Below are 25,943 nucleotides of genomic sequence, written 5' to 3' on the forward strand. Positions count from 1 at the left end.
GGTCCCGCGAAACCGCCGTGACTTTGCTGGCCGGCACGTGGAACAATCGCTGGCCGTGAAGACCTTCGAGGATCTGTTCGCCGAACTCGGCGATCGCGCGCGTACCCGGCCGGCCGGTAGCGCCACGGTCGCGGCGCTGGACGGCGGCATACACGGGCTGGGCAAGAAGATCCTGGAGGAGGCCGGCGAGGTGTGGCTGGCCGCCGAACACGAACCCGACGACGCGCTGGCCGAAGAGATCAGCCAGTTGCTGTACTGGACGCAGGTGCTGATGATCGCGCGCGGACTGTCCCTCGACGATGTCTACCGGAAGCTGTGAGCATGCTGCGCGTTGCGGTTCCCAACAAAGGCACGCTGAGCGAGCCGGCCAGCGAGATCCTCTCGGAGGCCGGCTACCGTCGCCGCACGGATTCCAAGGACCTCACCGTCGTCGACCCCGTCAACCAGGTCGAGTTCTTCTTCCTGCGGCCCAAAGACATTGCGATCTACGTGGGTTCGGGGGAGCTGGATTTCGGCATCACCGGTCGGGACCTGGTGCGCGATTCCGACGCGCCGGTGCGCGAGCGCCTGGCGTTGGGTTTCGGGTCGTCGAGCTTCCGCTATGCGGGCCCGGCCGGGCGGGACTGGTCGACGGCCGACCTGGCCGGCAAGCGGATCGCCACCGCCTACCCGAACCTGGTCCGAAAAGACTTGGCAGAAAAGGGCATTGACGCGACGGTCATCCGGCTCGACGGCGCGGTGGAGATCTCGGTGCAGCTCGGGGTGGCCGACGCCATCGCCGACGTCGTCGGGTCCGGGCGCACCCTGAGCCTGCACGACCTGGTGGCGTTCGGTGAGCCACTGTGCGATTCGGAGGCGGTGCTGATCGAGCGGGCCGACGACCACGGCCACGGCGAGACCAAGGCCGTGCGCGATCAACTCGTCGCGCGGGTCCAGGGCGTGGTGTTCGGCCAGCAATACCTGATGCTCGATTACGACTGCCCGCGTTCGGTGCTGGACAAGGCCACGTCGATCACGCCGGGATTGGAATCGCCCACGATCGCGCCGCTCGCCGATCCGGATTGGGTGGCGATCCGCGCGCTGGTGCCCCGCCGCGGCGTCAACGAGATCATGGACGAGCTCGCCGCCATCGGCGCCAAGGCGATTCTGGCTTCGGACATCAGGTTCTGCCGGTTCTGATCATCGTGCCGCGCCCGCGGCTGTGTTAACGTCCGCCTTGGGGCTGATGAAAAACCAACGCCCATTTTCTCCGCGGGCTGTCATCCCTTGCCCTTGCCGCGCTGTTCGTCCCCCAGGAGGGTCCTCGTGACACACGCGCTTATTCTGCTGCTGGCTCTAGCAATTGGTGTCGTCGCCGGGTTGCGTTCGCTGACGGCCCCCGCCGTCGTCGCCTGGGGCGCCTATCTCGGCTGGCTCGACCTGCACGGCACGTGGGCGTCCTGGATGGGCAACATCATCACGGCCATCGTGTTCACGGTGCTCGCCGTCGGGGAATTGGTCAACGACAAGCTGCCCAAGACGCCGGCCCGCACGGCCCCACCGATCTTCGCCGCCCGGATCATCACGGGCGGGCTGGCGGGCGCCGCGTTGGGCGCGTGGCCGCACTGGACCTTCTCGGCGCTCGGCGCCGGCATCATCGGGGCGGTGCTCGGCACCTTCGGCGGCTATCAGGCGCGCAAACGTCTGGCCGCGGTGGCCGGCAAGGACCTGCCGATCGCGTTGCTCGAGGACGCCGTCGCGATCTTGGGTGGGTTCGCCGTCGTTGCGGTGACGGGTCACGTGCTGACGGAATACATCCTGTCGGCCGTTAAGTGACGGAGCATTTCGACGCCATCATCGTCGGTGCCGGGCAGGCCGGCCCTCCACTGGCGGGCCGGCTGACCGCGGCCGGGCAGCGCGTCGCGATCATCGAGCGCAAGCTCGTCGGCGGCACCTGCGTCAACACCGGATGCATCCCGACCAAGACCCTGGTGGCCAGCGCGCACGCCGCCCATTTGGCCAGGCGCGGCGCCGAATACGGCGTGGGGACCGGGTCGGTCAGCGTCGACATGGCAAAAGTCAAGGCGCGCAAAGACGACATCATGCTCAGCGACCGCAAGGGCGTTGAAAGCTGGCTCGAGGGCATGGACGGCTGCACCCTGATTCGCGGTCACGCCCGCTTCACCGACCCGCACACGATCTCCGTTAACGGCGAACTGCTGCACGGCGAGCGAATCTTCCTCAACGTCGGCGGCCGCGCCGTGGTGCCCGACATCCCGGGACTGTCCGACATCGACTACCTCACCAACGTCTCGATCCTCGAACTCGACACGCTGCCATCGCATCTCGTCATCGTCGGTGGCAGCTATATCGCGCTGGAGTTTGCGCAGATGTACCGGCGCTTCGGGGCCCGGGTGACCGTGGTCGAGCGCGGCCCGCGGCTGGCGTCCCGCGAGGACGAGGACGTCTCCGCCACGGTCAAGGAGATCCTGGAGGCCGAGGGCATCGACATCGTCGTCGGCGCCGACGACGTGCGAATCACCAAGATCGCCAACGGGTTTGAACTGACGCCGCGAGCCGGTGCCGAGCCCATCGCCGGGAGCCATCTGCTGATGGCGGTGGGACGGCGCCCCAACACCGACGACCTCGGTCTCGAGGCCGCCGGGGTGCAGACCGAACGCGGCTACATCGTCGTCGACGATCAGCTCAAGACCAGCGTCGACCACATCTGGGCGATGGGCGACTGCAACGGCAAGGGCGCCTTCACCCACACGTCGTACAACGATTTCGAGATCGTCGCCGCGAACCTGCTTGACGACGACCCCCGCCGGGTAAGCGACCGCATCACCACCTACGCGCTCTACATCGACCCGCCGCTGGGGCGCGCGGGCATGACCGTGAGCCAGGTTCGCGCGTCCGGCCGCAAGGCATTGGTCGGCAAGCGGCCGATGACGCGCGTCGGCCGGGCGGTGGAAAAGGGTGAGACGCAAGGCTTTATGAAGGTGGTCGTGGACGCCGAAACCGACGAGATCCTGGGGGCCGCCATCCTCGGCGTCGGCGGCGACGAGGCGATCCACGCCATTCTGGACGTCATGTCGGCCAAGGCGCCGTACACGACGCTCTCGCGCACGATGCACATCCACCCGACCGTCAGCGAGCTGATTCCCACGATGCTGCAGGAGATGTCGCCGCTCGAATGACCCGGTGACTATGGCGCTTTGGCGTACCTGCGAACGACGTCGTCCTCGCCGAACGAGCTTGTGTGCTGTTGGCCCTGAGCGTCGCGGCCGAAAAATGTCCACCGCTGCGGGCTTGTCTGCGGCCCGCTGATGATCTTGACCGTATACCGAAGCTCGGTGCGGTTCGCCGTGCCGATGACGTCACCGACACGAACCTTCGAAGGATGAATCTGCTGTTCGGCCATGAGTCCCCTAGTGGTGGGTAGTCGTTGCGGGGCGTCGAGATCGGCGGCGTCTGCTACGCGCGCCGGAGGGGCGATGGGAGGGCACCGTGACGGCGCTGCGGGGCCTGTCCTCGCCGACGGGCCTGTCCTCGCCGACGAGGGCGTGGATGGCGGGGGAGGCCGCGCTGACCGTTTGGGGCACCGCGCGAATGGCCGCCTTGCGCATCATCGACTCGGTTTCCCGGCGCTGCTCGGGCAGCACGATGGTGACGACGTCGCCGGAGGCGCCTGCGCGGGCCGTGCGGCCGGACCTGTGCAGGTAGGCCTTGTGTTCGGCGGGCGGGTCGACGTGCACCACCAGTTCGATGTTGTCCACGTGCACGCCGCGCGCGGCGATGTCGGTTGCCACCAGCACCCGGGCGTGTCCGGCGGCGAAGGCCGCCAGGTTTCGGTCGCGCGCGGGTTGCGACAGGTTGCCGTGCAGTTCCACCGACGCGATACCGGACTGGGTGAGCTGGCGGGCCAGCTTTCGCGCCTGATGCTTGGTCCTCATGAAGAGGATTCGCCGGGAGTCTCCCGCGGCCAGCCGGTGCACCAACTCCTTCTTGGCTTGGACCCCGTCGACGCAGAAGAGGTGATGCGTCATCTCCGGAGCCGACGACGTCGCTTCGACCACCGACCGCGTCACCGGATCGGTGAGGAATCGCTTGACCAACGTGTCGACGGCGCCGTCCAGGGTGGCCGAAAACAGCATCCGCTGGCCGACGGCAGGGGTGGCCGCCAGGATGCGGGTGACGGTCGGCAGAAAACCGAGGTCGGCCATGTGGTCGGCTTCGTCGATGACCGTGACCTGAACGGCGTCCAGGCTGACCACGCGTTGTTTCATCAGGTCGTCGAGGCGGCCCGGGCAGGCCACGACGATGTCGATGCCCGCCCTCAGCGCCGCGGCTTGCCTGTTCTGCGAGACCCCGCCGAAGATCGTGGCAACGCGCAGGCCTCGCACCTTGGCGAGGGGCTGGATGGTCGCGGCGATCTGGGTCGCCAGCTCGCGGGTGGGTGCCAGCACCAGCCCCGTCGGCCGGCCCGGTTGCCGGTTCGCTGGATCAAGCCGAGTGACAAGGGGAATCGAGAACGCGAGCGTCTTGCCGCTACCGGTCTTGCCGCGGCCCAGGACGTCGCGGCCGGCGAGCGTGTCCGGCAGCGTCTGCACTTGTATCGGAAACGGGTGGTGGACGCCCCGCGCGGCGAGCGCGTCGACCAGTGGCGGGCTCACGCCGAGGTGAGCAAAGGTGTTGTCTTCCAGCATGTTTTGGTGTCCCTAAAGCTTCGATGGAGGCGAGATTGCCGGTGTGGCAATATCGGTCGCCGCGACTCGAGCTTCCGCAGGTGCGCCTGGTCGTCTTGGACTCGGCGCCCCGGAGGGGATCTGAGCAAAGAAAACAAAGAATCGATCACGACTCGCCGGCAACCCAGTGGGTCGCCGACGCTTTAGACAGGGTACCGCACTTGCGGGCGAATCCGCGTTTCGGACGGTTTCTCGTCCGCCCGACGCCTCAAGCGGCCGGTTCGGTCGGATGCGAGATTGGTTGCGCCGCAGCAACGTCCGGCCAACCCGGGTAGGGCGGTGGTGTTCCGCCGAAGGTCGGGCAGAGTTGCTGGTGGGGGCACCACTCGCACAACCGCGACGGGCTGGGGCGGAAGTCGCCCGTCGGCGCCGCGGACTGGATGGCGCGCCAGATCGCCATCAGCGTCTTCTCGAAGCGCAGCAGCTCGTCGTGGTCGGGCGCGTAGTCCAGCACCTGGCCGTCGGCCAGGTAGATGAGGCGGAGCCGGGTGGGCAGCACGCCGCGGGAACGCAGCAGGGCCACCGCGTAAAACTTCATCTGGAACATCGCCTTGAACTCGGCCAGCGCCCGCGCTTCGGGCGGCGCCTTGCCGGTCTTGTAGTCCACCACCCGCAGCTCGCCGGTGGCCGCGACGTCGATCCGGTCAATGAAGCCGCGCAGCAGCGTGCCGTCGGCGAGTTCGACCTCGACGCGCTCCTCGCAGCTTTGCGGGTCGAACCGGGTCGGGTCCTCCAGCCGGTAATAGCCGGTGAGCAACGCGCGGGCCTCCGCCAGCAGTTCGGTGCGCTGTTCGGGGTGCAGGTCGCCGGCCAGATCGGGCTCCGCGCCCACGACCCGGTCCCACGCGGGTACCACCAGCGACGTGGCGGTGTCGGGGCCGCGCAGCTCGGCGGGCAGGCCATAAAGCTGCTCCAGCGCCGCGTGCACCACCGAACCGCGCAGCTGCGCCGTCGACGGCGCCTCGGGCAGCCGGTCGATCGCCCGGAAGCGATACAGCAACGGGCATTGCTTGAAGTCCGCGGCGCGCGACGGTGACAGCGCAGGTCGGCTGCGCTCCTCCGGCTGGTCCGTCATGTCCGCAGCCTAGAACCGGGCGCCGACAACCCCCAAGCACCGGCCGCGGCGCGTCGGCTGGCACGCTGGACGGCGTGTCCGCGACCGGCCCATTCAGCGTTGGCGAACGGGTCCAACTCACCGACGCCAAGGGCCGGCACTACACGATGACGCTCACCCCGGGCGCGGAGTTCCACACCCACCGCGGGTCGATCCCACACGACGCCGTGATCGGCCTGGAGCAGGGCAGCGTGGTCAAATCCAGCAACGGCGCCGACTACCTGGTGCTGCGCCCGCTGCTCATCGACTACCTGATGTCGATGCCCCGCGGTCCGCAGGTGATCTACCCCAAGGACGCCGCCCAGATCCTGCACGAGGGCGACATCTTCCCGGGTGCCCGGGTGCTGGAGGCGGGGGCCGGATCCGGTGCGCTAACCTGCTCGCTGCTGCGCGCCGTCGGGCCCGAGGGGCGGGTGGTCTCCTACGAGCAGCGCGCCGACCACGCCGAACACGCCCGCCGCAACGTCTCGGTGTTCTTTGACGGGGAGCCCGACAACTGGCAACTGATCGTCAGCGACCTGGTGGACTCCGACCTGCCCGACGGCTCCTTCGACCGCGCCGTGCTCGACATGCTCGCGCCGTGGGAGGTGCTCGACGCGGCGGCGCGCCTGTTGATCGCCGGCGGGGTGTTGATGATCTACGTCGCCACCGTCACCCAGCTGTCGCGAACCGTGGAGGCACTGCGGGCCCAGCAGTGCTGGACCGAGCCCCGGGCGTGGGAGACGCTGCAACGCGGCTGGAACGTCATCGGGCTGGCCGTCCGGCCGCAGCACTCGATGCGCGGGCACACGGCGTTCCTGATATTCACCCGACGGCTCGCGCCGGGCGTCGTCGCCCCGGCACCGCTGGGCCGCAAGCGCCCGGGCCGCGACGGTTAGGACTAGTCGTCACTCCTGGTCAGGCCCCGCCGCACCGACAGCAGCTCGAACTCGGGACGCGACGCCACCAGGCGTTCGGCCGCGTCCAGCACGTCGACCGCGTGGCGGCGGTCACCGGACACCAAGGCCACGCCGATGCCCGCCCGTCGGTACAGCTCCTGCGCGCCGGTTTCGGCGGCCGACACGGCGAACTTGCGCTGCAGCTCCGCCACGACGGGCCGAATGACCGACCGCTTCTGCTTGAGTGATCGCACTCCAAGCTCCGGGCCCAGCAACACGTCGAACTCGAGCCAGCCGATCCACATCGCGGCTAGCCCGCGGGAGTCGGCGGGGGCGGGGCCGGAGGGGGCGCCGGGCTGGGGGCAGGCGCGGTCGGCGTCGTCCCGGTAGCCGAGTTGCCCAATGCCAGCAGCGTTTCCGCGGTAGGGCGGGAGAGCTGCCATCCGCCTTGGAACGGGGTGAACTCCATCGGGAAGGTGAAGTTGCCGTTGTTCGACTGGGCGGTTTTGACGGTCACGGTGGCCGTCACGTGCGACGGGTTCTTGTCCGACCAGGCGACGTCGTTGGCCGCGAAGGTCATCGGCAGGTAGCCGTTGTCCCGCAGCGCGTTGGTGAACTTGTCCAGGGTGCCCGCGCTGTCCGGGGTCGCGCCGTCGACAAGGTTCACCTTGTTGACGCCCGGCACGTTCGGGTCGGCGAGCCGGTTCAGGACGTCGATCAGGGCGTCGGGCGGGGGCAGCGGCGCGGTCGGGGGAGCCGCGACGATCAGCGGGGTCGACGTCACCGGAACCGCCGACGAGGACGACGACACGACCTTGGTTCCGGTGTGCGCGCAGCCGGCCAGCCCGACCGCCGCCACCGCCGCGACGGCACTCAGCGCAACGGTCAAGCGTCGGTGCATAAGGTTCGTTCTGTGTCTAGGCGATCGGGCCCGCCGTCGGGCCAACGGGTGCAATGGAAGTCACACCGGGCCCGGCCCGCCGGAGAAGACGGTGCCGGCGGAGCCGGTGGCAAGGGCTTTTAGGGCCACGGCTGTCCTTTCGCTCGGCAAGATTCGTGGCAGAGATTACCAGTGGAACCAAAGTCTTAACTTTTCGTGAGCATTTGACTCCGCACATCAACCGGCAATCGCCGGTAGCGTTGAAGTACCACCGCACATTTCGGGGCGGGAAAGGAGCGCAACATGGGTGACTCAGAGCGTTCTGAAGCATTCGGCAATGCCCGTGAAACTGGCATGTCCAGCGGCGATGCTGCCGAATTGGAACAGTTACGCCGTGAGGCAGCGGTGCTGCGCGAGCAACTGGACCATGCGGTCGGGTCGGCAGGCGGCACACGATCCGCACGCGACGTGCATCAACTCGAGGCTCGCATCGACTCCCTCGCGGCGCGAAACTCAAAGTTAATGGAAACCCTCAAAGAGGCCCGTCAGCAACTGTTGGCGCTGCGCGAAGAGGTCGACCGGCTGGGTCAGCCGCCCAGTGGCTACGGCGTTCTGTTGGGGGCACATGACGACGACACGGTCGACGTGTTCACCTCGGGTCGCAAGATGCGTTTGACGTGCTCGCCCAACATCGAGGTCGGTTCGCTGCGCAAGGGCCAGACGGTCCGGCTCAACGAGGCCCTGACCGTCGTCGAGGCCGGCACGTTCGAATCGGTCGGCGAGATCTCGACATTGCGCGAGGTGCTGAACGACGGTCACCGCGCGTTGGTCGTCGGCCACGCCGACGAGGAGCGCATCGTGTGGCTGGCCGAGCCGCTGGTCGCCGAGGACCTGCCGGAGGGCCACCCCGACGCGCTCAACGACGACAGCCGCCCGCGCAAGCTGCGGCCGGGTGACTCGCTGCTGGTCGACACCAAAGCCGGTTACGCGTTCGAGCGCATCCCCAAGGCCGAGGTCGAAGACCTGGTGCTGGAAGAGGTGCCCGACGTCAGCTACCAGGACATCGGCGGCCTGACGCGCCAGATCGAGCAGATCCGCGACGCCGTCGAGCTGCCGTTCCTGCACAAGGAGCTCTACCGCGAGTACGCGCTGCGCCCGCCCAAGGGTGTGTTGCTCTACGGCCCGCCCGGTTGCGGTAAGACCCTGATCGCCAAGGCGGTCGCGAACTCGTTGGCCAAGAAGATGGCCGAGGTGCGCGGCGACGATGCCCGCGAGGCGAAGTCGTACTTCCTCAACATCAAGGGCCCCGAGCTGCTCAACAAGTTCGTCGGCGAGACCGAGCGGCACATCCGCCTGATCTTCCAGCGGGCCCGCGAGAAGGCCTCGGAAGGCACGCCGGTGATCGTCTTCTTCGACGAGATGGATTCGATCTTCCGCACCCGCGGCACCGGGGTCTCCTCGGACGTCGAGACGACGGTGGTGCCGCAGCTGCTCAGCGAGATCGACGGCGTGGAAGGCCTCGAGAACGTCATCGTCATCGGCGCGTCCAACCGCGAGGACATGATCGACCCCGCGATCCTGCGGCCCGGGCGCCTCGACGTGAAGATCAAGATCGAGCGCCCGGATGCCGAAGCGGCGCAAGACATCTTCTCGAAGTACCTGACCGAGACGCTGCCGCTGCACGCCGACGACCTCGCCGAGTTCGAGGGCGACCGCACCGCCTGCATCAAGGCGATGATCGAGAAGGTCGTCGAGCGGATGTACGCCGAGATCGACGACAACCGGTTCCTGGAGGTCACCTACGCCAACGGTGACAAAGAAGTCATGTACTTCAAGGACTTCAACTCCGGGGCCATGATTCAGAACGTCGTCGACCGGGCGAAGAAGAACGCGATCAAGTCGGTGCTGGAGACCGGTCAACCCGGCCTGCGCATTCAGCACCTGCTCGACTCGATCGTCGACGAGTTCGCCGAGAACGAGGACCTGCCCAACACCACCAACCCCGATGACTGGGCGCGGATTTCGGGCAAGAAGGGCGAGCGGATCGTCTACATCCGCACCCTGGTCACCGGCAAGTCGTCGAGCGCGTCCCGGGCCATCGACACCGAGTCGAACCTGGGCCAGTACCTGTAGCGAGCCGCCGCGCCCTGGCGCACGTCTCGGCGCGGCGGGCCTACGTCTCGAGCGAGTAGCTGTTGGTCAGGTTGTCCTGCAGCACCTGCGCGGCCTCGGTTCGGGTGTCCACCCGCAGCTCCTCGGTTAGCACACGCGGCTTGTAGCTCCACCCGTCGGGCAACTCGAGCCGGCTCGCCAGCCCGGGCAGGTCTTCCCGCTTGAGGTTGGGGTCGGTGACCTGGCTCCAGGTCTGCATCACCCAGCGTTTCCCGTGCGGATCGATGAGTTCGTAGACCTCCTCGCCGGCGTTGAACACGAAAACCGTGTGGCGGCTCACCTTGTTCACGCTGAAGGGCGCGGGGTTCATCGACGACAGCAGGACGGTGGCCTGCAGGATCATCTCGATGCCCCCGAAGGTCTTCGTCACTTGCGGGCCCTGCCGCTCTTTTTCGATGGAGTTCATCAGCCAATAGCGGGGGCCGTTGAGCAGGGCCGCGGCCGCGCCGTTCTCGGCGGCGATCGCGTGGGGGTCCAACGCCGACCATAGCTCGGCGGGACAGTCGTTGAGCGGGAAGCTGTTGTAAACCGACGCCTGCGGGCCGGCCTCGCCGGGAGTCACGAGAAGCACTTCCCCGTAACGCTTCCCGGCCAGGTCGCCTACCGGTTCGTCCACTTCCTCTTCGGCGCGGTGGCGAGACACCCTGTGAAATTAATCACTGCCCTGGTTGGCGTCAACTTCACACGCCGGTGCGGCAACGGCCCCGCGGTAGCGGTTGCGCGCGATCAGGGTCGTGTGCAAGTCGTCGATGAGCGGGTCGAGGAACGTCGACCGGTATTCGGCGTCGCCCGCCGCGCGGGCGCTGATGTACATGAACGTCAACGCGCCGAGGAACAGCGTCATGTGGATCAGCGAATCGGGCACCGGCAGCGTGAATCCCAGCACCGTCGCGGTGCTCGTGTAAGTGTGGGTCCATTCGTTGAGCAGCGACGGGCTGAGCACGATCAGCCCCAGGATCAGGTAGATGGTGGCCGTGACCACCGCGACCACCAGAATCTGCGCCAGCTGCGACGCGGCCAGCACGAAGATGACGTTGAGGCGTTCGGATCGCTTCAGCGGTGCGCAGTCGGGCGTATCCGGCATGGCCGCGAAGGGGGTATCGGCAAGCCCCGTGGTGTCGGTGGGCAGCGCCGCCGTCGACCGCAGCATCGGCCGGGCCCGATCGCGGGTGGCGGAGACGACAAAGGCCGCGGCGATCGAGACGAGGAATGCCATTGCCAACCCCAGACGTTCCCCGCTGATCGTCGCCGCCATCAGCCAGACGTAGGTGTTGAAGAACACCAAGGCGGTCAGCAGCACGACGGGCAGCGCCCGCACCGCCAGGGCCCCGACCGTCGTCAGGTGCGACAGCATCATGCGCACCGCCCACCCGACGACCGACCCGACACCGCAGCCGGTCAGGACCAGTACCGCGGCCACCACGACGGTTTCCTGCGCCAGTTGCGCGGGCCCGCCCACGACGGTTCCGACGCACGCCACGACGGCCACGGCGACCGTCGACACGGCCGCGCGGGTGCGGCCGATGTGTGACCGCGAGACCAGCCAGCCAACGACGGCCATCAGCGGAAGGGCGAGCCCGATGATCGTCAGCAGGATCACCTCGGAGGTCGTCGGCTCCCCGTTTATATGGACGTCGCGGCCACCCGTGATCAGGTAGATGGGCAGGACGCAGGCCTGCAACGTCGCGTACGCCGCCAGCATCGGGGCCGACCGCGGCCAGAGCCGCCGCCAGCGCGACCGCCTCGTCAGCACCGACGGCAAACCCCGGTTCAGGAACCAGCTTTCGGCCGCGGCATTCGCCGTCCCGCGCGAGGGGCGAAGGGAAAGCTCCATGCGGGCCAACCTAGCGGCACCGCGCCGCCAGCTGGCGCTTATCGCACCCGATTTCGGGCTTCATCGTCGCTGGCCGGGGGTCGGTCGCCCGGCCGGTCACAACCCCGCCTCGGGGTCTACATCCTCACCCGGCCTATCTTGAAGTAATGCAAAGGATTATCGGGACGGAGGTCGAGTACGGCATCTCGTCGCCGTCGGACCCGACCGCCAACCCGATCCTGACTTCGACGCAGGCGGTCCTGGCCTACGCGGCCGCCGCCGGCATCCAGCGCGCCAAGCGCACCCGCTGGGACTACGAGGTGGAATCGCCGCTGCGCGACGCCCGCGGCTTCGACCTGAGCCGCTCGGCCGGGCCCCCGCCGGTGGTCGACGCCGACGAGGTGGGCGCGGCCAACATGATCCTGACCAACGGGGCGCGGCTCTACGTCGACCACGCGCACCCGGAATACTCCGCCCCCGAGTGCACCGATCCGCTGGACGCGGTGATCTGGGACAAGGCCGGTGAGCGGGTGATGGAGGCCGCCGCGCGGCACGTCGCCAGCGTGCCCGGCGCCGCGAAACTGCAGCTCTACAAGAACAACGTCGACGGCAAGGGCGCCTCCTACGGGTCCCACGAGAACTACCTGATGTCGCGGCAGACACCGTTCTCGGCGATCATCGCCGGCCTGACCCCCTTTCTGGTGTCGCGGCAGGTGGTCACCGGTTCCGGCCGGGTCGGCATCGGGCCCGCCGGCGACGAGCCGGGCTTCCAGCTGTCGCAGCGCTCCGACTACATCGAGGTCGAGGTCGGGCTGGAGACTACGCTCAAGCGCGGCATCATCAACACCCGCGACGAGCCGCACGCCGACGCCGACCGGTATCGCCGGCTGCACGTGATCATCGGCGACGCCAACCTGGCCGAGACGTCGACGTATTTGAAGCTGGGCACCACGGCACTGGTGCTCGATCTGATCGAGGACGGCCCCGCCCACGGGATCGACCTGAGCGACCTGGCATTGGCGCGGCCGGTGCACGCGGTCCACGCCATCAGCCGCGATCCGTCGCTGCGGGTGGCTGTGGCCCTGGCCGACGGGCGCGAGCTGACCGCCCTTGCGCTGCAACGGATTTACCTCGACCGGGTGGCGAAGCTGGTCGACAGCCGCGACCCCGATCCGCGCGCGGCCGACGTCGTCGAAACGTGGGCGGACGTGCTGGACAAGCTCGAGCGCGACCCGATGGACTGCGCCGAGCTGCTGGACTGGCCGGCCAAGCTGCGGCTGCTCGAGGGCTTCCGGCAACGCGAGAACCTGAACTGGTCGGCGCCGCGGCTGCACCTGGTCGACCTGCAGTACTCCGACGTGCGGCTGGACAAGGGGTTGTACAACCGGCTGGTCGCGCGCGGTTCGATGAAGCGCCTTGTGAGCGAACACCAGGTGCTCGATGCCGTCGACAATCCGCCCACGGACACGCGCGCGTACTTCCGCGGCGAATGCCTGCGCAGGTTCGGCGCCGACATCGCCGCGGCCAGCTGGGACTCGGTGATTTTCGATCTCGGCGGTGATTCGCTGGTCCGCATCCCGACGCTGGAGCCGTTGCGCGGCAGCAAGGCCCACGTCGGAGCTTTGCTGGACTCCGTCGACAGCGCGGTCGAACTGGTGGAACAACTGACCAGCTAAGTGGCGTTGGACCGGGCAACGTCGGCGTTGACCGGTACTGTAGAGAGACCGGCGGGCGTGTGACGCCGGTTAACACGAGCCGATTACAAAGCAGGAGGCGGCGATGGCTCAGGAGCAGACCAAGCGTGGTGGTGGCGGCGGCGACGAAGACGATTTCGCCGACGGCACGGCCGCGGGCCAGGAGCGTCGCGAGAAGCTTGCCGAAGACACCGACGACCTGCTTGACGAGATTGACGACGTCCTTGAGGAAAACGCCGAGGATTTTGTCCGCGCGTATGTCCAAAAGGGCGGACAGTGACCTGGCCGTTTGCCGATCGACTGTCCTTTAACTCCCCACTTCCCGGGAATCCGGCCGTAGACCTGTCCTCGTTTGCTGACCACCTCCGCCGCCACGCGCCGGAACTGCTGCCGGCGAGTTTTGGCGGCGGCGCGCAAACCGTTGCAGCGGGCGACCAGCTGCCGCACGGGACCACGATCGTCGCGTTGAAGTACCCGGGCGGCGTCGTCATGGCGGGTGACCGGCGCTCGACGCAGGGCAACATGATCGCCGGGCGCGACGTGAAGAAGGTGTACATCACCGACGACTACACGGCCACCGGCATCGCCGGGACCGCCGCGATCGCCGTCGAGTTCGCCCGGCTTTACGCCGTGGAACTCGAGCACTACGAGAAGCTCGAAGGCGTGCCGCTCACGTTTGCCGGCAAGGTCAATCGGCTCGCGATCATGGTGCGCGGCAACCTGGCCGCGGCGATGCAGGGGCTGGTCGCCCTACCGCTGCTGGCCGGGTACGACATCCAGGCGGCCGACCCGGAAAGCGCCGGCCGCATCGTGTCTTTCGATGCCGCCGGCGGGTGGAACATCGAGGAAGAGGGCTACCAGGCGGTGGGATCGGGCTCGATCTTTGCCAAGTCGTCGATGAAGAAGCTGTATTCGCAAGTGTCCGATGCCGATTCCGCGTTGCGGGTGATCGTGGAGGCGCTCTACGACGCCGCCGACGACGATTCCGCCACCGGCGGCCCGGACCTGGTCCGCGGCATCTACCCCACGGCGGTCACCATCGGTGCCGAGGGTGCGGCCGAGGTGCCGGAGAGCCGCATCGCCGAACTGGCCCGGGAAGTCATCGAAAGCCGCTCGCGGGCGGACACTTTCGGGCCCGACGCCGAACCGCGGGGTAAGAAGAAGTGAGCTTCCCGTATTTTATCTCGCCCGAACAGGCGATGCGCGAGCGCAGCGAGCTCGCGCGCAAGGGCATCGCGCGGGGCAAGAGCGTGGTGGCGCTGGCCTACGCCGACGGCGTGCTGTTCGTCGCGGAGAACCCGTCGCGGTCCTTGCAGAAGATCAGCGAACTCTACGACCGCGTCGGCTTTGCGGCCGCGGGCAAGTTCAACGAGTTCGACAATCTGCGGCGCGGCGGCATCCAGTTCGCCGACACCCGGGGCTACGCCTACGACCGCCGCGACGTGACCGGGCGGCAGCTGGCCAACGTCTACGCGCAGACCCTCGGCAGCATCTTCACCGAGCAGGCCAAGCCCTACGAGGTCGAGCTGTGCGTCGCCGAGGTCGCCCACTACGGCGAGTCGAAACCGCCTGAGCTGTACCGCATTACCTATGACGGGTCGATCGCCGACGAGCCGCATTTCGTGGTGATGGGCGGGACCACCGAGCCGATCGTCACCGCGCTCAAGGACTCCTACGCCGAAAACGCCCACCTGCGTGAGGCTTTGGGCATCGCGGTTGCGGCGCTGCGGGCGGGCAGCTCTGACGCGTCCAACGGCGATCAGCCCGGACTCGACGTGGGGAGCCTCGAGGTGGCCATCCTGGATGCCAACCGGCCGCGCCGGGCGTTCCGGCGGATCAATCGCCCCACCCTGGAAAACTTGCTGAAGAAGTCGGACGGCCCGAAGTCCAAGGACGCAAAATCCGGCGGGGAAGAGTCGGAAACGAAGGGCGAGTCCCCGGACTAGATCCGCCCGATAACATCCCCGGGCGCGGCTTCTGCACCTTTGCGGCGCGACAACCAGTACCCTCGATTACGTGCAGCGACGAATTATGGGCATCGAGACCGAGTTCGGTGTCACCTGCACGTTCCACGGCCATCGCCGGCTGTCTCCGGACGAGGTCGCCCGGTACCTGTTCCGGCGGGTGGTGTCGTGGGGCCGCAGCTCCAACGTCTTCTTGCGAAACGGCGCGCGTCTCTACCTGGACGTGGGCAGCCATCCCGAGTACGCCACGGCCGAGTGCGACAGCTTGGTGCAGCTGGTCACCCACGACCGGGCCGGCGAATGGGTGCTGGAAGACCTGCTGGTAGACGCCGAGCAGCGGCTCGCCGACGAGGGCATCGGCGGCGACATCTACCTGTTCAAGAACAACACCGACTCCGCGGGCAACTCCTATGGCTGCCACGAGAACTACCTGATCGTGCGGGCCGGCGAGTTCTCCCGGATCTCCGACGTGCTGCTGCCCTTCCTGGTCACCCGCCAGCTGATCTGCGGGGCCGGCAAGGTCCTGCAGACCCCCAAGGCCGCGACGTTCTGCCTTTCCCAACGCGCCGAGCACATCTGGGAGGGCGTCTCCTCGGCCACCACGCGCAGCCGCCCGATCATCAACACCCGCGACGAGCCGCACGCCGACGCCGAGAAGTACCGGCGCCTGCACGTCATCGTCGGCGACTCCAACATGTGCGAAACGACCACCATGCTCAAGGTGGGCACCGCGGCGCTGGTGCTGGAGATGATCGAGGCCGGCGTCCCGTTCCGTGACTTCTCGCTGGACAACCCCATCCGCGCGATTCGCGAGGTGAGCCACGACGTCACGGGCCGGCGGCCGGTGCGACTGGCGGGTGGGCGGCAGGCCAGCGCCCTGGACATCCAGCGCGAGTACTACAGCCGCGCCGTCGAGCACCTGCAGACCCGGGAGCCCAACGCGCAGATCGAGCAGGTCGTCGACCTGTGGGGCCGGCAGCTGGACGCAGTCGAGAGCCAGGACTTCGCGAAAGTGGACACCGAGATCGACTGGGTGATCAAGCGCAAGCTGTTCCAGCGCTACCAGGACCGCTACAACATGGAGCTGTCCGACCCCAAGATCGCCCAGCTGGACCTGGCGTACCACGACATCAAGCGCGGTCGCGGCGTCTTCGACCTGCTGCAGCGCAAGGGGCTGGCCGCGCGCGTGACCACCGACGAGGACATCGCGGAGGCGGTCGACCACCCGCCGCAGACCACTCGTGCGCGGCTGCGCGGTGAGTTCATCAGCGCCGCCCAGGCGGCGGGCCGCGACTTCACCGTCGACTGGGTGCACCTGAAGCTCAACGACCAGGCGCAGCGCACCGTGCTGTGCAAGGACCCGTTCCGGGCGGTCGACGAGCGGGTCAAGCGACTCATCGCAAGCATGTAGCCGGGTGGTCGGTTCACGGCCAGTCACATCAGTCACATCGGCGCCGTCGTGGCACCCCATGTTGAACCCCAAACGTGATAGCGCAGGCGCCATCAAGTTTCAGCGGCAGTGCCCCCGGCCAGCTCGCGACCGGTATGGCCGCCGTGAATCGTGCGACGCGGCCCGCCGGCGTAAGCGCCGCGCGGGGACCATCGAATAACCTGGGACAAATGGCGACCTCGAAAGTCGAGCGGCTGGTTAATCTCGTGATCGCCCTGCTCTCCACCCGCGGCTACGTCACCGCCGAAAAGATCAGGTCCAGCGTCGCCGGCTATTCCGACAGCCCAAGCGCCGAGGCGTTTTCGCGGATGTTCGAGCGCGACAAGAACGAACTGCGCGACCTCGGCATCCCGCTGGAGGTCGGCCGGGTGTCGGCCATGGATCCCACCGAGGGCTACCGGATCAACCGCGACGCCTACGCGCTGGCGCCGGTCGACCTCACCCCGGACGAGGCGGCCGCGGTGGCCGTCGCCACGCAGCTGTGGGAGTCGCCCGAACTGATCACCGCCACCCAGGGCGCCCTGCTCAAGCTGCGCGCCGCCGGCGTGGACGTCGACCCGGACGCGCCGGTGGCCATCGCATCCCCGGCGGGCGTGCCGGGCCTGCGCGGGTCGGAGGAGGTGCTCGGAATCCTATTGTCCGCCATCGCTTCCCGTCAGGCGGTGCAGTTTCCGCACCGGCCATCGCGGGCCGAGCCCTACACGACGCGCACCGTCGAGCCCTGGGGTGTGGTCACCGAGAAGGGCCGCTGGTACCTCGTCGGCCACGACCGCGACCGCGATGCCACCCGCACCTTCCGGCTGTCCCGGATCGGGGCCGAGGTCGCGCCGATCGGCCCGCCCGGCGCGATCACCATGCCCGACGGCGTCGATCTGCGCAAGCTCGTGGCCCAGACGGTCAGCGAGTGGCCGGCCGTCGGGCAGGCCCGGGTGTGGGTCGCCGACGGGCGGGCCACCGCGCTGCGCCGCGCCGGCAGGTCGACCGGGCCGCAGCGGCTGGCTGGCCGCGACGGCGAGGTGATCGAGCTCGGCATCGGTTCCGGCGACCAGCTGGCCCGCGACATCGCCGGCTACGGGGCCGACGCCGTGGTGCTCGAGCCGCAATCGCTGCGCGACGAGGTGCTGGCGCGGCTGCGAGCGCATGCGGAGGTGCACAGCTCATGACTCCCGTGTCCACCCGGCTCGTTCGGCTGCTCAACATGGTCCCGTATTTCCAGGCCAACCCGAAGGTCACCCGGGCCAAGGCCGCGGCCGACCTCGGGGTGTCGGAGAAGCAGCTGGAGGAGGACCTCAACCAGCTGTGGATGTGCGGTCTTCCCGGCTACTACCCGGGCGACCTCATCGACTTCGAGTTCTCCGGCGACACCATCGAGGTGACGTTCTCGGCGGGCATCGACCGGCCGCTCAAGCTCACGTCGCCGGAGGCGACCGGCCTGCTGGTGGCGCTGCGGGCGCTGGCCGACATCCCGGGCGTCGTCGACCCGGAGGCCGCGCGCAGCGCGATCGCCAAGATCGAGGCCGCCGCCGGCGCCGTCGGGCACGATGCTTCGGCGGCCGTGGCAGCGGTCGACGAGCCCGCACCCGTCGAAAGCCGCGCGGCCGCGGCCGTCCGCACCGCGGTGCAGTACAAGCGCGCGCTGGCCATCGACTACTACTCCGCCTCGCACGACACCCTGACCAGCCGGGTCGTCGACCCCATCCGGGTCCTGCTGATCGGCGGCCAAAGTTACCTGGAGGCCTGGTCGCGCGAAGCCGAAGGCGTAAGGTTGTTCCGCTTCGACCGGATCGTGGACGCCACCGAGCTGGGCGAGCCGGCGGCCCCGCCGGAACCGGTGCTGCACGCGCCGCCGGACACATCGCTGTTCGACGGCGACCCGTCGCTGCCGTCGGCGCGGCTGTGGGTGGCGCCCGCGGCCTCGTGGATGTTCGAGTACTACCCGATGCGCGAGGTGCTCGAGCTGGCCGACGGCTCGTGCGAGGCCGTCATGACCTACGCCTCGGAGGACTGGATGACGCGGCTGGTGCTGGGCTTCGGGTCGGCGGTGCGGGTGCTCGAACCGGAGTCGCTGGCCCGTCGTGTACGGGATGCCGCCGCGGCCGCCCTGGAGTCCTACCAGGTCGCGGCGCGGCCACAATAGCCGCGACCGTTGCTGCGGTAGCATCGGGTGGACGTCTGGAGGTAATCAAAGTGGGCAGTCTTAGTCCGTGGCACTGGGCGATCCTCGCTGTCGTAGTGATCCTGTTGTTCGGTGCCAAGAAGCTCCCCGATGCCGCGCGCTCGCTGGGCAAGTCGATGCGCATTTTCAAGTCCGAGATGCGGGAAATGCAGACCGAAGGCAAGTCCGAGGCGCCTTCCATCGAGACCCCCCAGCCCGTGCAGTCGCAGCGAGTCGACCCGCCGGCGACCACCGAGCAGGGGCACACCGAAGCGCGCCCGGCCTAGCCGCGCCGCCGCGGTGCCCGAGCGCCCCTGATCGACCGCAAAGACCACCGTGAAAGGTTTCAAGGTTTCAGCGCGCACCGCGGGCCTGCTGAAACGGCTCAACCCGCGCAACAGGCGCAGCCGCACCAACCCCGACGCGACGATGTCGCTGGTCGACCACCTGACTGAGCTGCGCACCCGGCTGCTGATCTCGCTGGCCGCCATCCTGGTCACGACGATTTTCGGGTTCTTCTGGTACTCGCACGGGATCTTCGGGCTGGAGAGCCTCGGCGAATGGCTGCGCCACCCGTACTGTTCGCTGCCGCAATCGGCGCGCGCGAGCATCAGCGCCGACGGGCAGTGCCGGCTGCTGGCCACCGCGCCGTTCGACCAGTTCATGTTGCGCCTCAAGGTCGGGCTGACGGCCGGGCTCGTGCTGGCCTGCCCGGTCTGGCTCTACGAGCTGTGGGCGTTCATCACGCCCGGGCTCTATCAGAAGGAGCGCCGCTTCGCGGTCGGGTTCGTGGTGCCCGCCGCGGTGCTGTTCGTCGTCGGCGCCGTGCTGGCCTACTTCGTGCTGTCCAAGGCGCTGGGGTTCCTGTTGACCGTCGGCAGCGACGTGCAGGTGACCGCGCTGTCCGGGGACCGGTATTTCGGCTTTCTGATCAACCTGCTGGTGGTCTTCGGGGTCAGCTTCGAGTTCCCGCTGCTGATCGTCATGCTCAACGCGGTGGGGGTGCTGAGCTACGAGCGGCTCAAGTCCTGGCGGCGCGGGCTGATCTTCGGCATGTTCGCCTTCGCGGCCATCTTCACGCCCGGATCGGACCCGTTCTCGATGACGGCGCTGGGGATCGCGCTGTCGGTGCTGCTCGAGTTCGCCATCCAGATCTCCCGATTGCACGACCGGCGCAAGGCCAAGCGCGAAGCCCAGGTCACGATTCCCGACGACGAGGCATCGGTCATCGAGCCGCCCGAGCCGATACCGGGGCCCATACCGGAGCCGTCGTTCACGGCCGGGCAGCATGACGACGTCACGTAGATGCCGCCGTCGCATGGCAGCGGCGTGACCGAGCTGCCCGAGCTGGCGCGGTTCGCCACGGAACTCAGCTTCACGCTGGACGACTTTCAGCGGCGCGCGTGCGAGGCGCTGGAACGCGGCCACGGCGTGCTGGTGTGCGCGCCGACCGGGGCCGGCAAGACCGTGGTCGGCGAATTCGCCGTGCACCTGGCGTTGGCGTCGGGCGGCAAATGCTTTTACACGACTCCGCTGAAGGCGCTGAGCAACCAGAAGCACACCGACCTGAGCGAGCGCTACGGCCGCGACCGGATCGGGCTGCTGACGGGCGACATGTCGGTGAACGGCGACGCGCCCGTCGTGGTGATGACCACCGAAGTGCTGCGCAACATGCTCTACTCCGATTCGCCTGCGCTGCAAGGCCTTTCGTATGTGGTGATGGACGAGGTGCATTTCCTGGCCGACCGGATGCGCGGCCCGGTGTGGGAGGAGGTGATCCTGCACCTGCCCGACGAGGTTCGCTTGGTCAGCCTCTCGGCGACGGTGAGCAACGCCGAGGAGTTCGGCGGCTGGATCCAGACTGTGCGCGGCGACACCACCGTCGTCGTCGACGAACACCGGCCCGTTCCGCTGTGGCAGCACGTGCTGGTCGGCAAGCGGCTGTTCGACCTGTTCGACTACTCGCACGCCGTGCCGGACGCCGGCGGCAAGCCGCGCGTCGACCCGGACCTGGTGCGCCACATCGCCCATCGCCGCGAGGCGGACCGGATGTCGGACTGGCAACCGCGGCGCGGGCGGTCGGCGCGACCGTCCCGCCCGCGCTTCTACCGGCCGCCCCCGCGGCCGGACGTGATCGGGATCCTGGATTCGCAGGGCCTGCTACCGACGATCACGTTCGTGTTCTCCCGGGCCGGCTGTGACGCCGCCGTCCAGCAGTGCCTGCGATCGCCGCTGCGGCTGACCAGCGAGGAGGAGCGCGCGCAGATCGCCGAGGTGATCGAGCACCGCTGCGGCGACCTGGCCGACGCCGACCTGGCGGTGCTCGGCTACTACGAGTGGCGCGAGGGGTTGCTGCGCGGGTTGGCGGCCCACCACGCGGGGATGTTGCCGGCGTTCCGCCATACGGTCGAGGAGCTTTTCACCGCGGGCCTGGTCAAGGCGGTGTTCGCCACCGAAACGCTGGCGCTGGGCATCAACATGCCCGCCCGCACGGTGGTGCTCGAGCGGCTGGTCAAGTTCAACGGCGAGCAGCACGTGCCGCTCACGCCGGGGGAGTACACGCAGCTGACCGGGCGCGCCGGGCGGCGGGGCATCGACGTCGAGGGCCACGCGGTGGTGCTGTGGAATCCCAGCGAGGAAACCACCGAACCGTCCGCGGTGGCCGGGCTGGCGTCGACCCGGACCTTTCCGCTGCGCAGCTCGTTCGCGCCGTCGTACAACATGACGATCAACCTGGTGCAGCAGATGGGCCCCGAGCAAGCGCACCAATTGCTCGAGCAATCGTTCGCCCAGTATCAGGCAGACCGTTCCGTCGTCGGCCTGGTCCGCGGCATCGAGCGCGGCCAGCGGATGCTTGACGAGATCGCCGCCGAACTCGGCGGACACGACGCGCCGGTCTTCGAATACGCGCGGATGCGTGCGCGGATCTCCGAGATGGAGCGTGCGCAGTCCCGCGCGTCGCGGCTGCACCGACGGCAGGCCGCCAGCGATGCGCTGGCCGCGCTGCGCCGTGGCGACATCATCACGATCACCCACGGCCGGCGCGGCGGGCTGGCGGTGGTGCTGGAGTCGGCGCGCGACAGCTCCGACCCGCGCCCGCTGGTCCTCACCGAAAACCGTTGGGCGGGAAGGATTTCCTCGGCGGACTATTCGGGCGCGACGGCACCCGTCGGCTCGATGCCGTTGCCCAAGCGCGTCGAACACCGTCAGCCGCGGGTGCGCCGCGACCTGGCCTCGGCCCTGCGGTCGGCGGCCGACGGGCTGGCCGTTCCTACAGCGCGCCGCGGCGGTCGCGGCGACGGGGACGGGGCGTTCCACGACCCGGAGCTGGCATCGCTGCGCACCGAACTGCGCCGGCATCCCGCGCACAACGCCCCCAACCTCGAGCCCCAGATGCGCCAGGCCGAGCGGTACCTGCGCATCGAACGCGACAACGCACAGCTGGAGAAGAAGGTCGGCGCGGCCACCAACTCGTTGGCGAGCACGTTTGACCGGATCGTCGGGCTGCTCACCGAGCGCGGCTTCATCCAGGGCCCGGCCACCGATCCGCACGTCACCGACGACGGCCGGCTGCTGGCGCGGATCTACAGCGAGAGCGACCTCCTGGTCGCCGAATGCCTGCGCACCGGCGCGTGGGCGGGTTTGAAACCGGCCGAGTTGGCGGCGGTGGTGTCGGCCGTCCTGTACGAGTCCCGCGGCGGTGACGGTGCCGGCGCCGCCTTGGCCGCCGAGGTGCCCACCCAGCGGCTGCGGCAGGCGCTGCAGCAGACCTCGCGGCTGTCGATGGCGCTGCGCGCCGACGAGCAGGCACACCGGATCGCCCCGAGCCGCGAACCCGACGACGGCTTCGTCAACGTCATCTACCGGTGGGCCCGGACGGGAGACCTGGCCGCGGCGCTGGCCGTCGCCGATGTGGCCGGCGGCGGCTCGCTCCAACAGGGAATGTCGGCGGGGGACTTCGTGCGGTGGTGCCGCCAGGTGCTCGACCTGTTGGACCAGGTTCGCAACGCTGCGCCCGATCCGGAGCTCCGGGCGGCCGCCAAGCGGGCCATCATTGACGTCCGGCGCGGCGTCGTCGCAGTTGACGCCGGGTAGGCTGGGCGCGAGCTACCGTTACATGGCGCTAATGGCGCGAGACACAAGGGAACTGAGGAGAAGCAATGAGCGGACCGCAGGGGTCGGACCCGGGTCACCAGTGGCAACCGCCCGGTCAGAGCGGCGATCAGTCCTCGGAGCCCACCCAGGTGGCGCCAACGCACTGGCAGCCGCCGCAGCAGCAGCCCGGCCAGGAGCAGACGTGGCAGGCCCCGGCCTACACGCCGCCCGCCGACTACCCGCAATACCAGCAACCGGCCGAGCAGGCATACCCGCAGCAGTACCCCCAGCAGCCGGGCTACGGCCAACCCCCGCAGTACGGCGAACAGCCCCAGCAATACGCCCAGCCCGGCCAGTACACCCCATACGGCCAACCGGGCCAGTACGGCCAGCCGGCGCAGCCGGGCCAGCCCGGCCAGTACGGCCAATACGGTCAGCCGGGTCAGTACGGTCAGCCCGGCCAATACCCGCAGCAGTACGCGCCCTACGACCAGCAGCCCGCGAAGAAGCGCTCGATGGCGCTGATCGGGGGCGTGGTCGGCGTGATCGCGTTCCTGGTGATCGCCGTGGTGCTGGTGCTCGGCTTCTGGCAGCCCGGGTTTTTCGTCACCACCAAGCTGGACGTCAACAAGGCGCAGGCCGGTGTGCAGCAGGTACTGACCGACGAGACCAACGGCTACGGCGCCAAGAACGTCAAGGACGTCTCCTGCAACCACGGCCAGGACCCCGTCGTCAAGAAGGGCGCCACGTTCGACTGCGACGTCAGCATCGACGGCGCCAAGAAGCACGTGACGGTGACCTTCCAGGACAACAAGGGCACCTACGAGGTCGGCCGGCCCCAGTAGGGGCCGTCAGCCGGGCAGGCCGTCGAGCGCCTTTTGCAACCGGGCCACCGGCGACCCGACCCCCAGCTCGGTCGCCAGCTTGGCGGTGCGTCGCGGGTGGGCGGCGGCCAACGGCAGCGCGTCGGTGGGTGTCGACAGTGTGACCGGCGCATCGGTAGCCACCCGCACCACCTTGCCGGCGGCCTCGATGTAGTCGGTCGCGCCCAGCAGCTTCGCCCGTAAACCCTTGGCCATCTTTGACTTTGGGTCGTGGGCGGCGGCCAGGATTGATTCCAGTGAGCCGTGCTGGGCCAGCAGCGTGGCCGCCGTCTTCTCGCCGACACCCGGGACGCCGGGCAGCCCGTCGGACGGATCGCCGCGCAACAGCGCGAGCTCGGCGTAGGCCGGCCCGGCCCGTTCCCGCGGCACGCCATAGTGCTCGGCCACCTCGGCCGGCCCGAACAACGTGGCCTTGGTCAGCCCGCGGCCCAGGTAGAGCACCCGAACCGGGATGGGGTCGTCCGCGACCACCTGCAACAGGTCGCGGTCCCCGCTGACCACGACGACCGGGTCGGTGCGTTCCCGCGCCGCCAGCGTGCCCAACACGTCGTCGGCCTCGAAACCCTCCGCGCCCGCCGTCGGGATCCCGAACGCGTCGAGCAGCTCCATGATCATGTCGATCTGCGGCGTCAGGTCGTCGGGCACTTCCTCGATGTCGGGCTGGCCCTGCGGCTCGGGCTCGGCGACCCGGTGCGCCTTGTACGACGGGATGAGGTCGACCCGGAACTGTGGCCGCCAATCCAGGTCCAGGCACACCACCAGCCGGCCGGGCCGCTGCTGGCTGATCACCACGGCCATCGAGTCGAGGAAGCCGCGCACGGCGTTGACAGGCCGGCCGTCGGGCGCTTTGATCGACGACGGTACGCCGAAGTACGAGCGGAACCACATGCTGGCGCCGTCGAGGAGCACGAGCGGTTCGGGCATGCGGGCTATCCTGCCAGCGCCGTTAATCTGGCTGCCATGGACTCGCATCGATTCGACGCGGGGGTGTACGCGCGCCGGCTCGCCGCGGCGGCTGCGGCGACCGCCGACGCCGGGCTCGCCGGCCTGGTGATCACCCCAGGCTACGACCTGCGTTACCTCGTCGGCTCGCGGGCGCAGACCCTCGAGCGGCTCACTGCGCTGGTCCTGCCGGCCACCGGCGACGCGACGATCGTGGTGCCCCGACTGGAGCTGGCTTCCCTCAAGGAGTCCGCCGTCGCGGAACTGGGCCTGGCGGTACGGGATTGGGTGGACGGCGACGACCCCTACCGGCTGGTGAGCGAGGCGTTGGGCGGCGCACCCGCCGCGACCGCCGTCACCGATTCCATGCCCGCGCTGCACCTGTTGCCGCTGGCCGAGGTCCTGGGCGTGCTGCCGGTGCTGGCCACCGACCTGCTGCGCGAGTTGCGGATGGTCAAGGAGGAATGCGAGGTCGACGCGCTGCGCAAGGCCGGTGCGGCCATCGACCGGGTGCACGCCCGGGTCCCGGAGTTCCTGCGGCCGGGCCGCACCGAGGCCGACGTCGCCGCGGATATCGCCGAAGCGATCGTCGCCGAAGGACATTCGGAGGTGGCGTTCATCATCGTCGGCTCGGGCCCACACGCGGCCGACCCGCACCACGGCTATTCGGATCGGGAATTGCAGGTGGGCGACGTCGTCGTCGTGGACATCGGCGGAGCCTACGAGCCGGGCTACCACTCCGACTCGACCCGCACCTACAGCATCGGCGAGCCGAGATCCGATGTGGCACAACAGTATTCGGTGCTGCAACGAGCTCAGCGCGCCGCGCTTGACGCGGTCCATCCCGGCGTCACCGCCGAACAGGTCGACGCCGCCGCCCGCGACGTGCTGGCCGAGGCCGGGCTCGCGGAGTTCTTCGTGCACCGCACCGGACACGGCATCGGGCTGTCGGTGCACGAGGAGCCTTACATCGTCGCCGGCAACGACCTGCCGTTGGCGGCGGGCATGGCCTTCTCCGTCGAACCCGGCATCTACTTTCCCGGGCGGTGGGGCGCCCGGATCGAGGACATCGTCGTCGTCACCGAGGACGGCGCCCTGGCCGTCAACAACCGGCCGCACGAACTGATCGTGGTGCCCGCGTCCTAGCTGGCATGACGGTGGCGCCGCGTAGGTTG

The 25,943-nt window shown here is 68.8% G+C and carries 26 protein-coding genes; 18 read left to right on the plus strand and 8 right to left on the minus strand.

Translation table 11 applies throughout. The annotated features are described in order from the left end of the window. Positions 1 to 37 precede the first annotated feature (37 nt). The 4 genes from AWB92_RS12375 (at position 38) to AWB92_RS12390 (ending at position 3,179) form a co-directional block, all read left to right on the plus strand. Positions 38 to 319: a phosphoribosyl-ATP diphosphatase gene (locus AWB92_RS12375; protein WP_068126071.1), complete on the plus strand. Its 282-nt coding sequence runs from the start codon at positions 38 to 40 to the stop codon at positions 317 to 319. A gap of 2 nt (positions 320 to 321) precedes the next feature. Then, positions 322 to 1,179: an ATP phosphoribosyltransferase gene (gene hisG, locus AWB92_RS12380; protein WP_085185911.1), complete on the plus strand. Its 858-nt coding sequence runs from the start codon at positions 322 to 324 to the stop codon at positions 1,177 to 1,179. Positions 1,180 to 1,305: 126 nt separating this feature from the next. Beyond that, positions 1,306 to 1,815 carry a DUF4126 domain-containing protein gene (locus AWB92_RS12385; RefSeq protein WP_085185913.1) on the plus strand — a complete coding sequence of 170 codons (510 nt, stop codon included), beginning with the start codon at positions 1,306 to 1,308 and terminating at the stop codon, positions 1,813 to 1,815. Beyond that, entirely contained in the window at positions 1,812 to 3,179 is a 1,368-nt protein-coding gene (locus AWB92_RS12390; protein WP_085185915.1) for an FAD-containing oxidoreductase, read from the plus strand. Before AWB92_RS12385 ends, AWB92_RS12390 begins: the two co-directional genes overlap by 4 nt. A gap of 8 nt (positions 3,180 to 3,187) precedes the next feature. Here AWB92_RS12390 and AWB92_RS12395 read toward each other — a convergent pair whose 3' ends face one another. From AWB92_RS12395 to AWB92_RS12405, 3 genes are all read right to left on the minus strand, one after another. Next, positions 3,188 to 3,403, minus strand: a complete 216-nt coding sequence (locus AWB92_RS12395) for a hypothetical protein (RefSeq protein WP_068126080.1) — start codon at positions 3,401 to 3,403, stop codon at positions 3,188 to 3,190. Between the two features lie 7 nt (positions 3,404 to 3,410). Further along, positions 3,411 to 4,688, minus strand: a complete 1,278-nt coding sequence (locus AWB92_RS12400; protein ID WP_085185917.1) for a DEAD/DEAH box helicase — start codon at positions 4,686 to 4,688, stop codon at positions 3,411 to 3,413. Positions 4,689 to 4,935: 247 nt separating this feature from the next. Next, the gene (locus tag AWB92_RS12405) at positions 4,936 to 5,802 is read right to left on the minus strand and encodes a RecB family exonuclease (protein ID WP_085185919.1); all 867 of its coding nucleotides are present in this window, start codon (positions 5,800 to 5,802) and stop codon (positions 4,936 to 4,938) included. A gap of 74 nt (positions 5,803 to 5,876) precedes the next feature. Between AWB92_RS12405 and trmI the strand changes: the two genes are divergently transcribed. Further along, positions 5,877 to 6,719, plus strand: coding sequence for a tRNA (adenine(58)-N(1))-methyltransferase TrmI (trmI, locus tag AWB92_RS12410; protein ID WP_085185921.1), 843 nt, complete (start codon positions 5,877 to 5,879; stop codon positions 6,717 to 6,719). Between the two features lie 2 nt (positions 6,720 to 6,721). On the opposite strand, the gene AWB92_RS12415 is transcribed toward trmI, so the two are convergent. Together AWB92_RS12415 and AWB92_RS12420 are read right to left on the minus strand one after the other, a co-directional pair. Further along, complete coding sequence (locus AWB92_RS12415) at positions 6,722 to 7,024, minus strand: DUF503 family protein (protein WP_085185923.1); 303 nt, start codon at positions 7,022 to 7,024, stop codon at positions 6,722 to 6,724. A gap of 5 nt (positions 7,025 to 7,029) precedes the next feature. Beyond that, entirely contained in the window at positions 7,030 to 7,620 is a 591-nt protein-coding gene (locus AWB92_RS12420; RefSeq protein WP_085185925.1) for a hypothetical protein, read from the minus strand. A gap of 282 nt (positions 7,621 to 7,902) precedes the next feature. Here AWB92_RS12420 and arc point away from each other — a divergent pair, with 282 nt between their 5' ends. Further along, a complete protein-coding gene (gene arc / locus AWB92_RS12425) occupies positions 7,903 to 9,732 on the plus strand; it encodes a proteasome ATPase (protein ID WP_068178408.1) in 1,830 nt (609 codons plus the stop codon). Between the two features lie 40 nt (positions 9,733 to 9,772). Here the strand turns inward: arc and AWB92_RS12430 are convergent, their stop codons facing one another. Continuing rightward, the gene (locus AWB92_RS12430; protein WP_142282074.1) at positions 9,773 to 10,387 is read right to left on the minus strand and encodes a hypothetical protein; all 615 of its coding nucleotides are present in this window, start codon (positions 10,385 to 10,387) and stop codon (positions 9,773 to 9,775) included. 36 nt (positions 10,388 to 10,423) lie between these two features. Further along, positions 10,424 to 11,605: a hypothetical protein gene (locus tag AWB92_RS12435; protein ID WP_085185929.1), complete on the minus strand. Its 1,182-nt coding sequence runs from the start codon at positions 11,603 to 11,605 to the stop codon at positions 10,424 to 10,426. Positions 11,606 to 11,751: 146 nt separating this feature from the next. Here AWB92_RS12435 and dop point away from each other — a divergent pair, with 146 nt between their 5' ends. The 11 genes from dop (at position 11,752) to AWB92_RS12490 (ending at position 23,787) form a co-directional block, all read left to right on the plus strand. Continuing rightward, complete coding sequence (gene dop / locus AWB92_RS12440) at positions 11,752 to 13,260, plus strand: pup deamidase/depupylase (RefSeq protein ID WP_068105196.1); 1,509 nt, start codon at positions 11,752 to 11,754, stop codon at positions 13,258 to 13,260. Between the two features lie 103 nt (positions 13,261 to 13,363). Continuing rightward, the gene (locus AWB92_RS12445) at positions 13,364 to 13,558 is read left to right on the plus strand and encodes a ubiquitin-like protein Pup (RefSeq protein ID WP_066913345.1); all 195 of its coding nucleotides are present in this window, start codon (positions 13,364 to 13,366) and stop codon (positions 13,556 to 13,558) included. Then, positions 13,555 to 14,445 carry a proteasome subunit beta gene (gene prcB, locus AWB92_RS12450; RefSeq protein WP_085185931.1) on the plus strand — a complete coding sequence of 297 codons (891 nt, stop codon included), beginning with the start codon at positions 13,555 to 13,557 and terminating at the stop codon, positions 14,443 to 14,445. The genes AWB92_RS12445 and prcB overlap by 4 nt, the downstream gene beginning before the upstream one ends. Next, complete coding sequence (gene prcA / locus AWB92_RS12455; RefSeq protein WP_085185933.1) at positions 14,442 to 15,224, plus strand: proteasome subunit alpha; 783 nt, start codon at positions 14,442 to 14,444, stop codon at positions 15,222 to 15,224. Before prcB ends, prcA begins: the two co-directional genes overlap by 4 nt. A 70-nt stretch (positions 15,225 to 15,294) precedes the next feature. Further along, positions 15,295 to 16,653 carry a Pup--protein ligase gene (gene pafA / locus AWB92_RS12460; RefSeq protein ID WP_096866143.1) on the plus strand — a complete coding sequence of 453 codons (1,359 nt, stop codon included), beginning with the start codon at positions 15,295 to 15,297 and terminating at the stop codon, positions 16,651 to 16,653. Positions 16,654 to 16,862: 209 nt separating this feature from the next. Then, the gene (locus tag AWB92_RS12465; RefSeq protein ID WP_085185935.1) at positions 16,863 to 17,855 is read left to right on the plus strand and encodes a YafY family protein; all 993 of its coding nucleotides are present in this window, start codon (positions 16,863 to 16,865) and stop codon (positions 17,853 to 17,855) included. After that, positions 17,852 to 18,829, plus strand: coding sequence for a YafY family protein (locus AWB92_RS12470; RefSeq protein WP_085185937.1), 978 nt, complete (start codon positions 17,852 to 17,854; stop codon positions 18,827 to 18,829). Before AWB92_RS12465 ends, AWB92_RS12470 begins: the two co-directional genes overlap by 4 nt. A 50-nt stretch (positions 18,830 to 18,879) precedes the next feature. Further along, the gene (gene tatA / locus AWB92_RS12475; protein WP_068105216.1) at positions 18,880 to 19,134 is read left to right on the plus strand and encodes a Sec-independent protein translocase subunit TatA; all 255 of its coding nucleotides are present in this window, start codon (positions 18,880 to 18,882) and stop codon (positions 19,132 to 19,134) included. 49 nt (positions 19,135 to 19,183) lie between these two features. Continuing rightward, the gene (tatC, locus tag AWB92_RS12480) at positions 19,184 to 20,152 is read left to right on the plus strand and encodes a twin-arginine translocase subunit TatC (protein ID WP_142282067.1); all 969 of its coding nucleotides are present in this window, start codon (positions 19,184 to 19,186) and stop codon (positions 20,150 to 20,152) included. Positions 20,153 to 20,176: 24 nt separating this feature from the next. Continuing rightward, complete coding sequence (locus AWB92_RS12485; protein WP_085186115.1) at positions 20,177 to 22,942, plus strand: RNA helicase; 2,766 nt, start codon at positions 20,177 to 20,179, stop codon at positions 22,940 to 22,942. A 65-nt stretch (positions 22,943 to 23,007) separates the two neighbouring features. Beyond that, a complete protein-coding gene (locus AWB92_RS12490; RefSeq protein WP_085185939.1) occupies positions 23,008 to 23,787 on the plus strand; it encodes a DUF4333 domain-containing protein in 780 nt (259 codons plus the stop codon). A gap of 6 nt (positions 23,788 to 23,793) precedes the next feature. Here the strand turns inward: AWB92_RS12490 and AWB92_RS12495 are convergent, their stop codons facing one another. Further along, positions 23,794 to 24,750 (minus strand): 5'-3' exonuclease, encoded by a 957-nt coding sequence (locus AWB92_RS12495; protein ID WP_085185941.1) that lies wholly within the window; start codon positions 24,748 to 24,750, stop codon positions 23,794 to 23,796. A 36-nt stretch (positions 24,751 to 24,786) separates the two neighbouring features. Between AWB92_RS12495 and AWB92_RS12500 the strand changes: the two genes are divergently transcribed. Continuing rightward, positions 24,787 to 25,914, plus strand: coding sequence for a Xaa-Pro peptidase family protein (locus AWB92_RS12500; protein WP_085185943.1), 1,128 nt, complete (start codon positions 24,787 to 24,789; stop codon positions 25,912 to 25,914). Positions 25,915 to 25,943: the final 29 nt, after the last annotated feature.

The sequence above is a fragment of the Mycobacterium sp. IEC1808 genome, assembly GCF_002101935.1.
GTDB lineage: Bacteria > Actinomycetota > Actinomycetes > Mycobacteriales > Mycobacteriaceae > Mycobacterium.

What these genes read in the sequence shown, in the direction of transcription:
- AWB92_RS12495 (WP_085185941.1), bottom strand. Translation starts at nt 24,750, where the DNA reads ATGCCCGAACCGCTCGTGCTCCTCGACGGCGCCAGCATGTGGTTCCGC.
- AWB92_RS12465 (WP_085185935.1), top strand. Translation starts at nt 16,863, where the DNA reads ATGGCGACCTCGAAAGTCGAGCGGCTGGTTAATCTCGTGATCGCCCTG.
- AWB92_RS12470 (WP_085185937.1), top strand. Translation starts at nt 17,852, where the DNA reads ATGACTCCCGTGTCCACCCGGCTCGTTCGGCTGCTCAACATGGTCCCG.
- dop (WP_068105196.1), top strand. Translation starts at nt 11,752, where the DNA reads ATGCAAAGGATTATCGGGACGGAGGTCGAGTACGGCATCTCGTCGCCG.
- AWB92_RS12490 (WP_085185939.1), top strand. Translation starts at nt 23,008, where the DNA reads ATGAGCGGACCGCAGGGGTCGGACCCGGGTCACCAGTGGCAACCGCCC.
- arc (WP_068178408.1), top strand. Translation starts at nt 7,903, where the DNA reads ATGGGTGACTCAGAGCGTTCTGAAGCATTCGGCAATGCCCGTGAAACT.
- AWB92_RS12435 (WP_085185929.1), bottom strand. Translation starts at nt 11,605, where the DNA reads ATGGAGCTTTCCCTTCGCCCCTCGCGCGGGACGGCGAATGCCGCGGCC.
- AWB92_RS12420 (WP_085185925.1), bottom strand. Translation starts at nt 7,620, where the DNA reads ATGCACCGACGCTTGACCGTTGCGCTGAGTGCCGTCGCGGCGGTGGCG.
- AWB92_RS12415 (WP_085185923.1), bottom strand. Translation starts at nt 7,024, where the DNA reads ATGTGGATCGGCTGGCTCGAGTTCGACGTGTTGCTGGGCCCGGAGCTT.
- AWB92_RS12405 (WP_085185919.1), bottom strand. Translation starts at nt 5,802, where the DNA reads ATGACGGACCAGCCGGAGGAGCGCAGCCGACCTGCGCTGTCACCGTCG.
- hisG (WP_085185911.1), top strand. Translation starts at nt 322, where the DNA reads ATGCTGCGCGTTGCGGTTCCCAACAAAGGCACGCTGAGCGAGCCGGCC.
- AWB92_RS12400 (WP_085185917.1), bottom strand. Translation starts at nt 4,688, where the DNA reads ATGCTGGAAGACAACACCTTTGCTCACCTCGGCGTGAGCCCGCCACTG.
- AWB92_RS12500 (WP_085185943.1), top strand. Translation starts at nt 24,787, where the DNA reads ATGGACTCGCATCGATTCGACGCGGGGGTGTACGCGCGCCGGCTCGCC.
- AWB92_RS12395 (WP_068126080.1), bottom strand. Translation starts at nt 3,403, where the DNA reads ATGGCCGAACAGCAGATTCATCCTTCGAAGGTTCGTGTCGGTGACGTC.
- AWB92_RS12445 (WP_066913345.1), top strand. Translation starts at nt 13,364, where the DNA reads ATGGCTCAGGAGCAGACCAAGCGTGGTGGTGGCGGCGGCGACGAAGAC.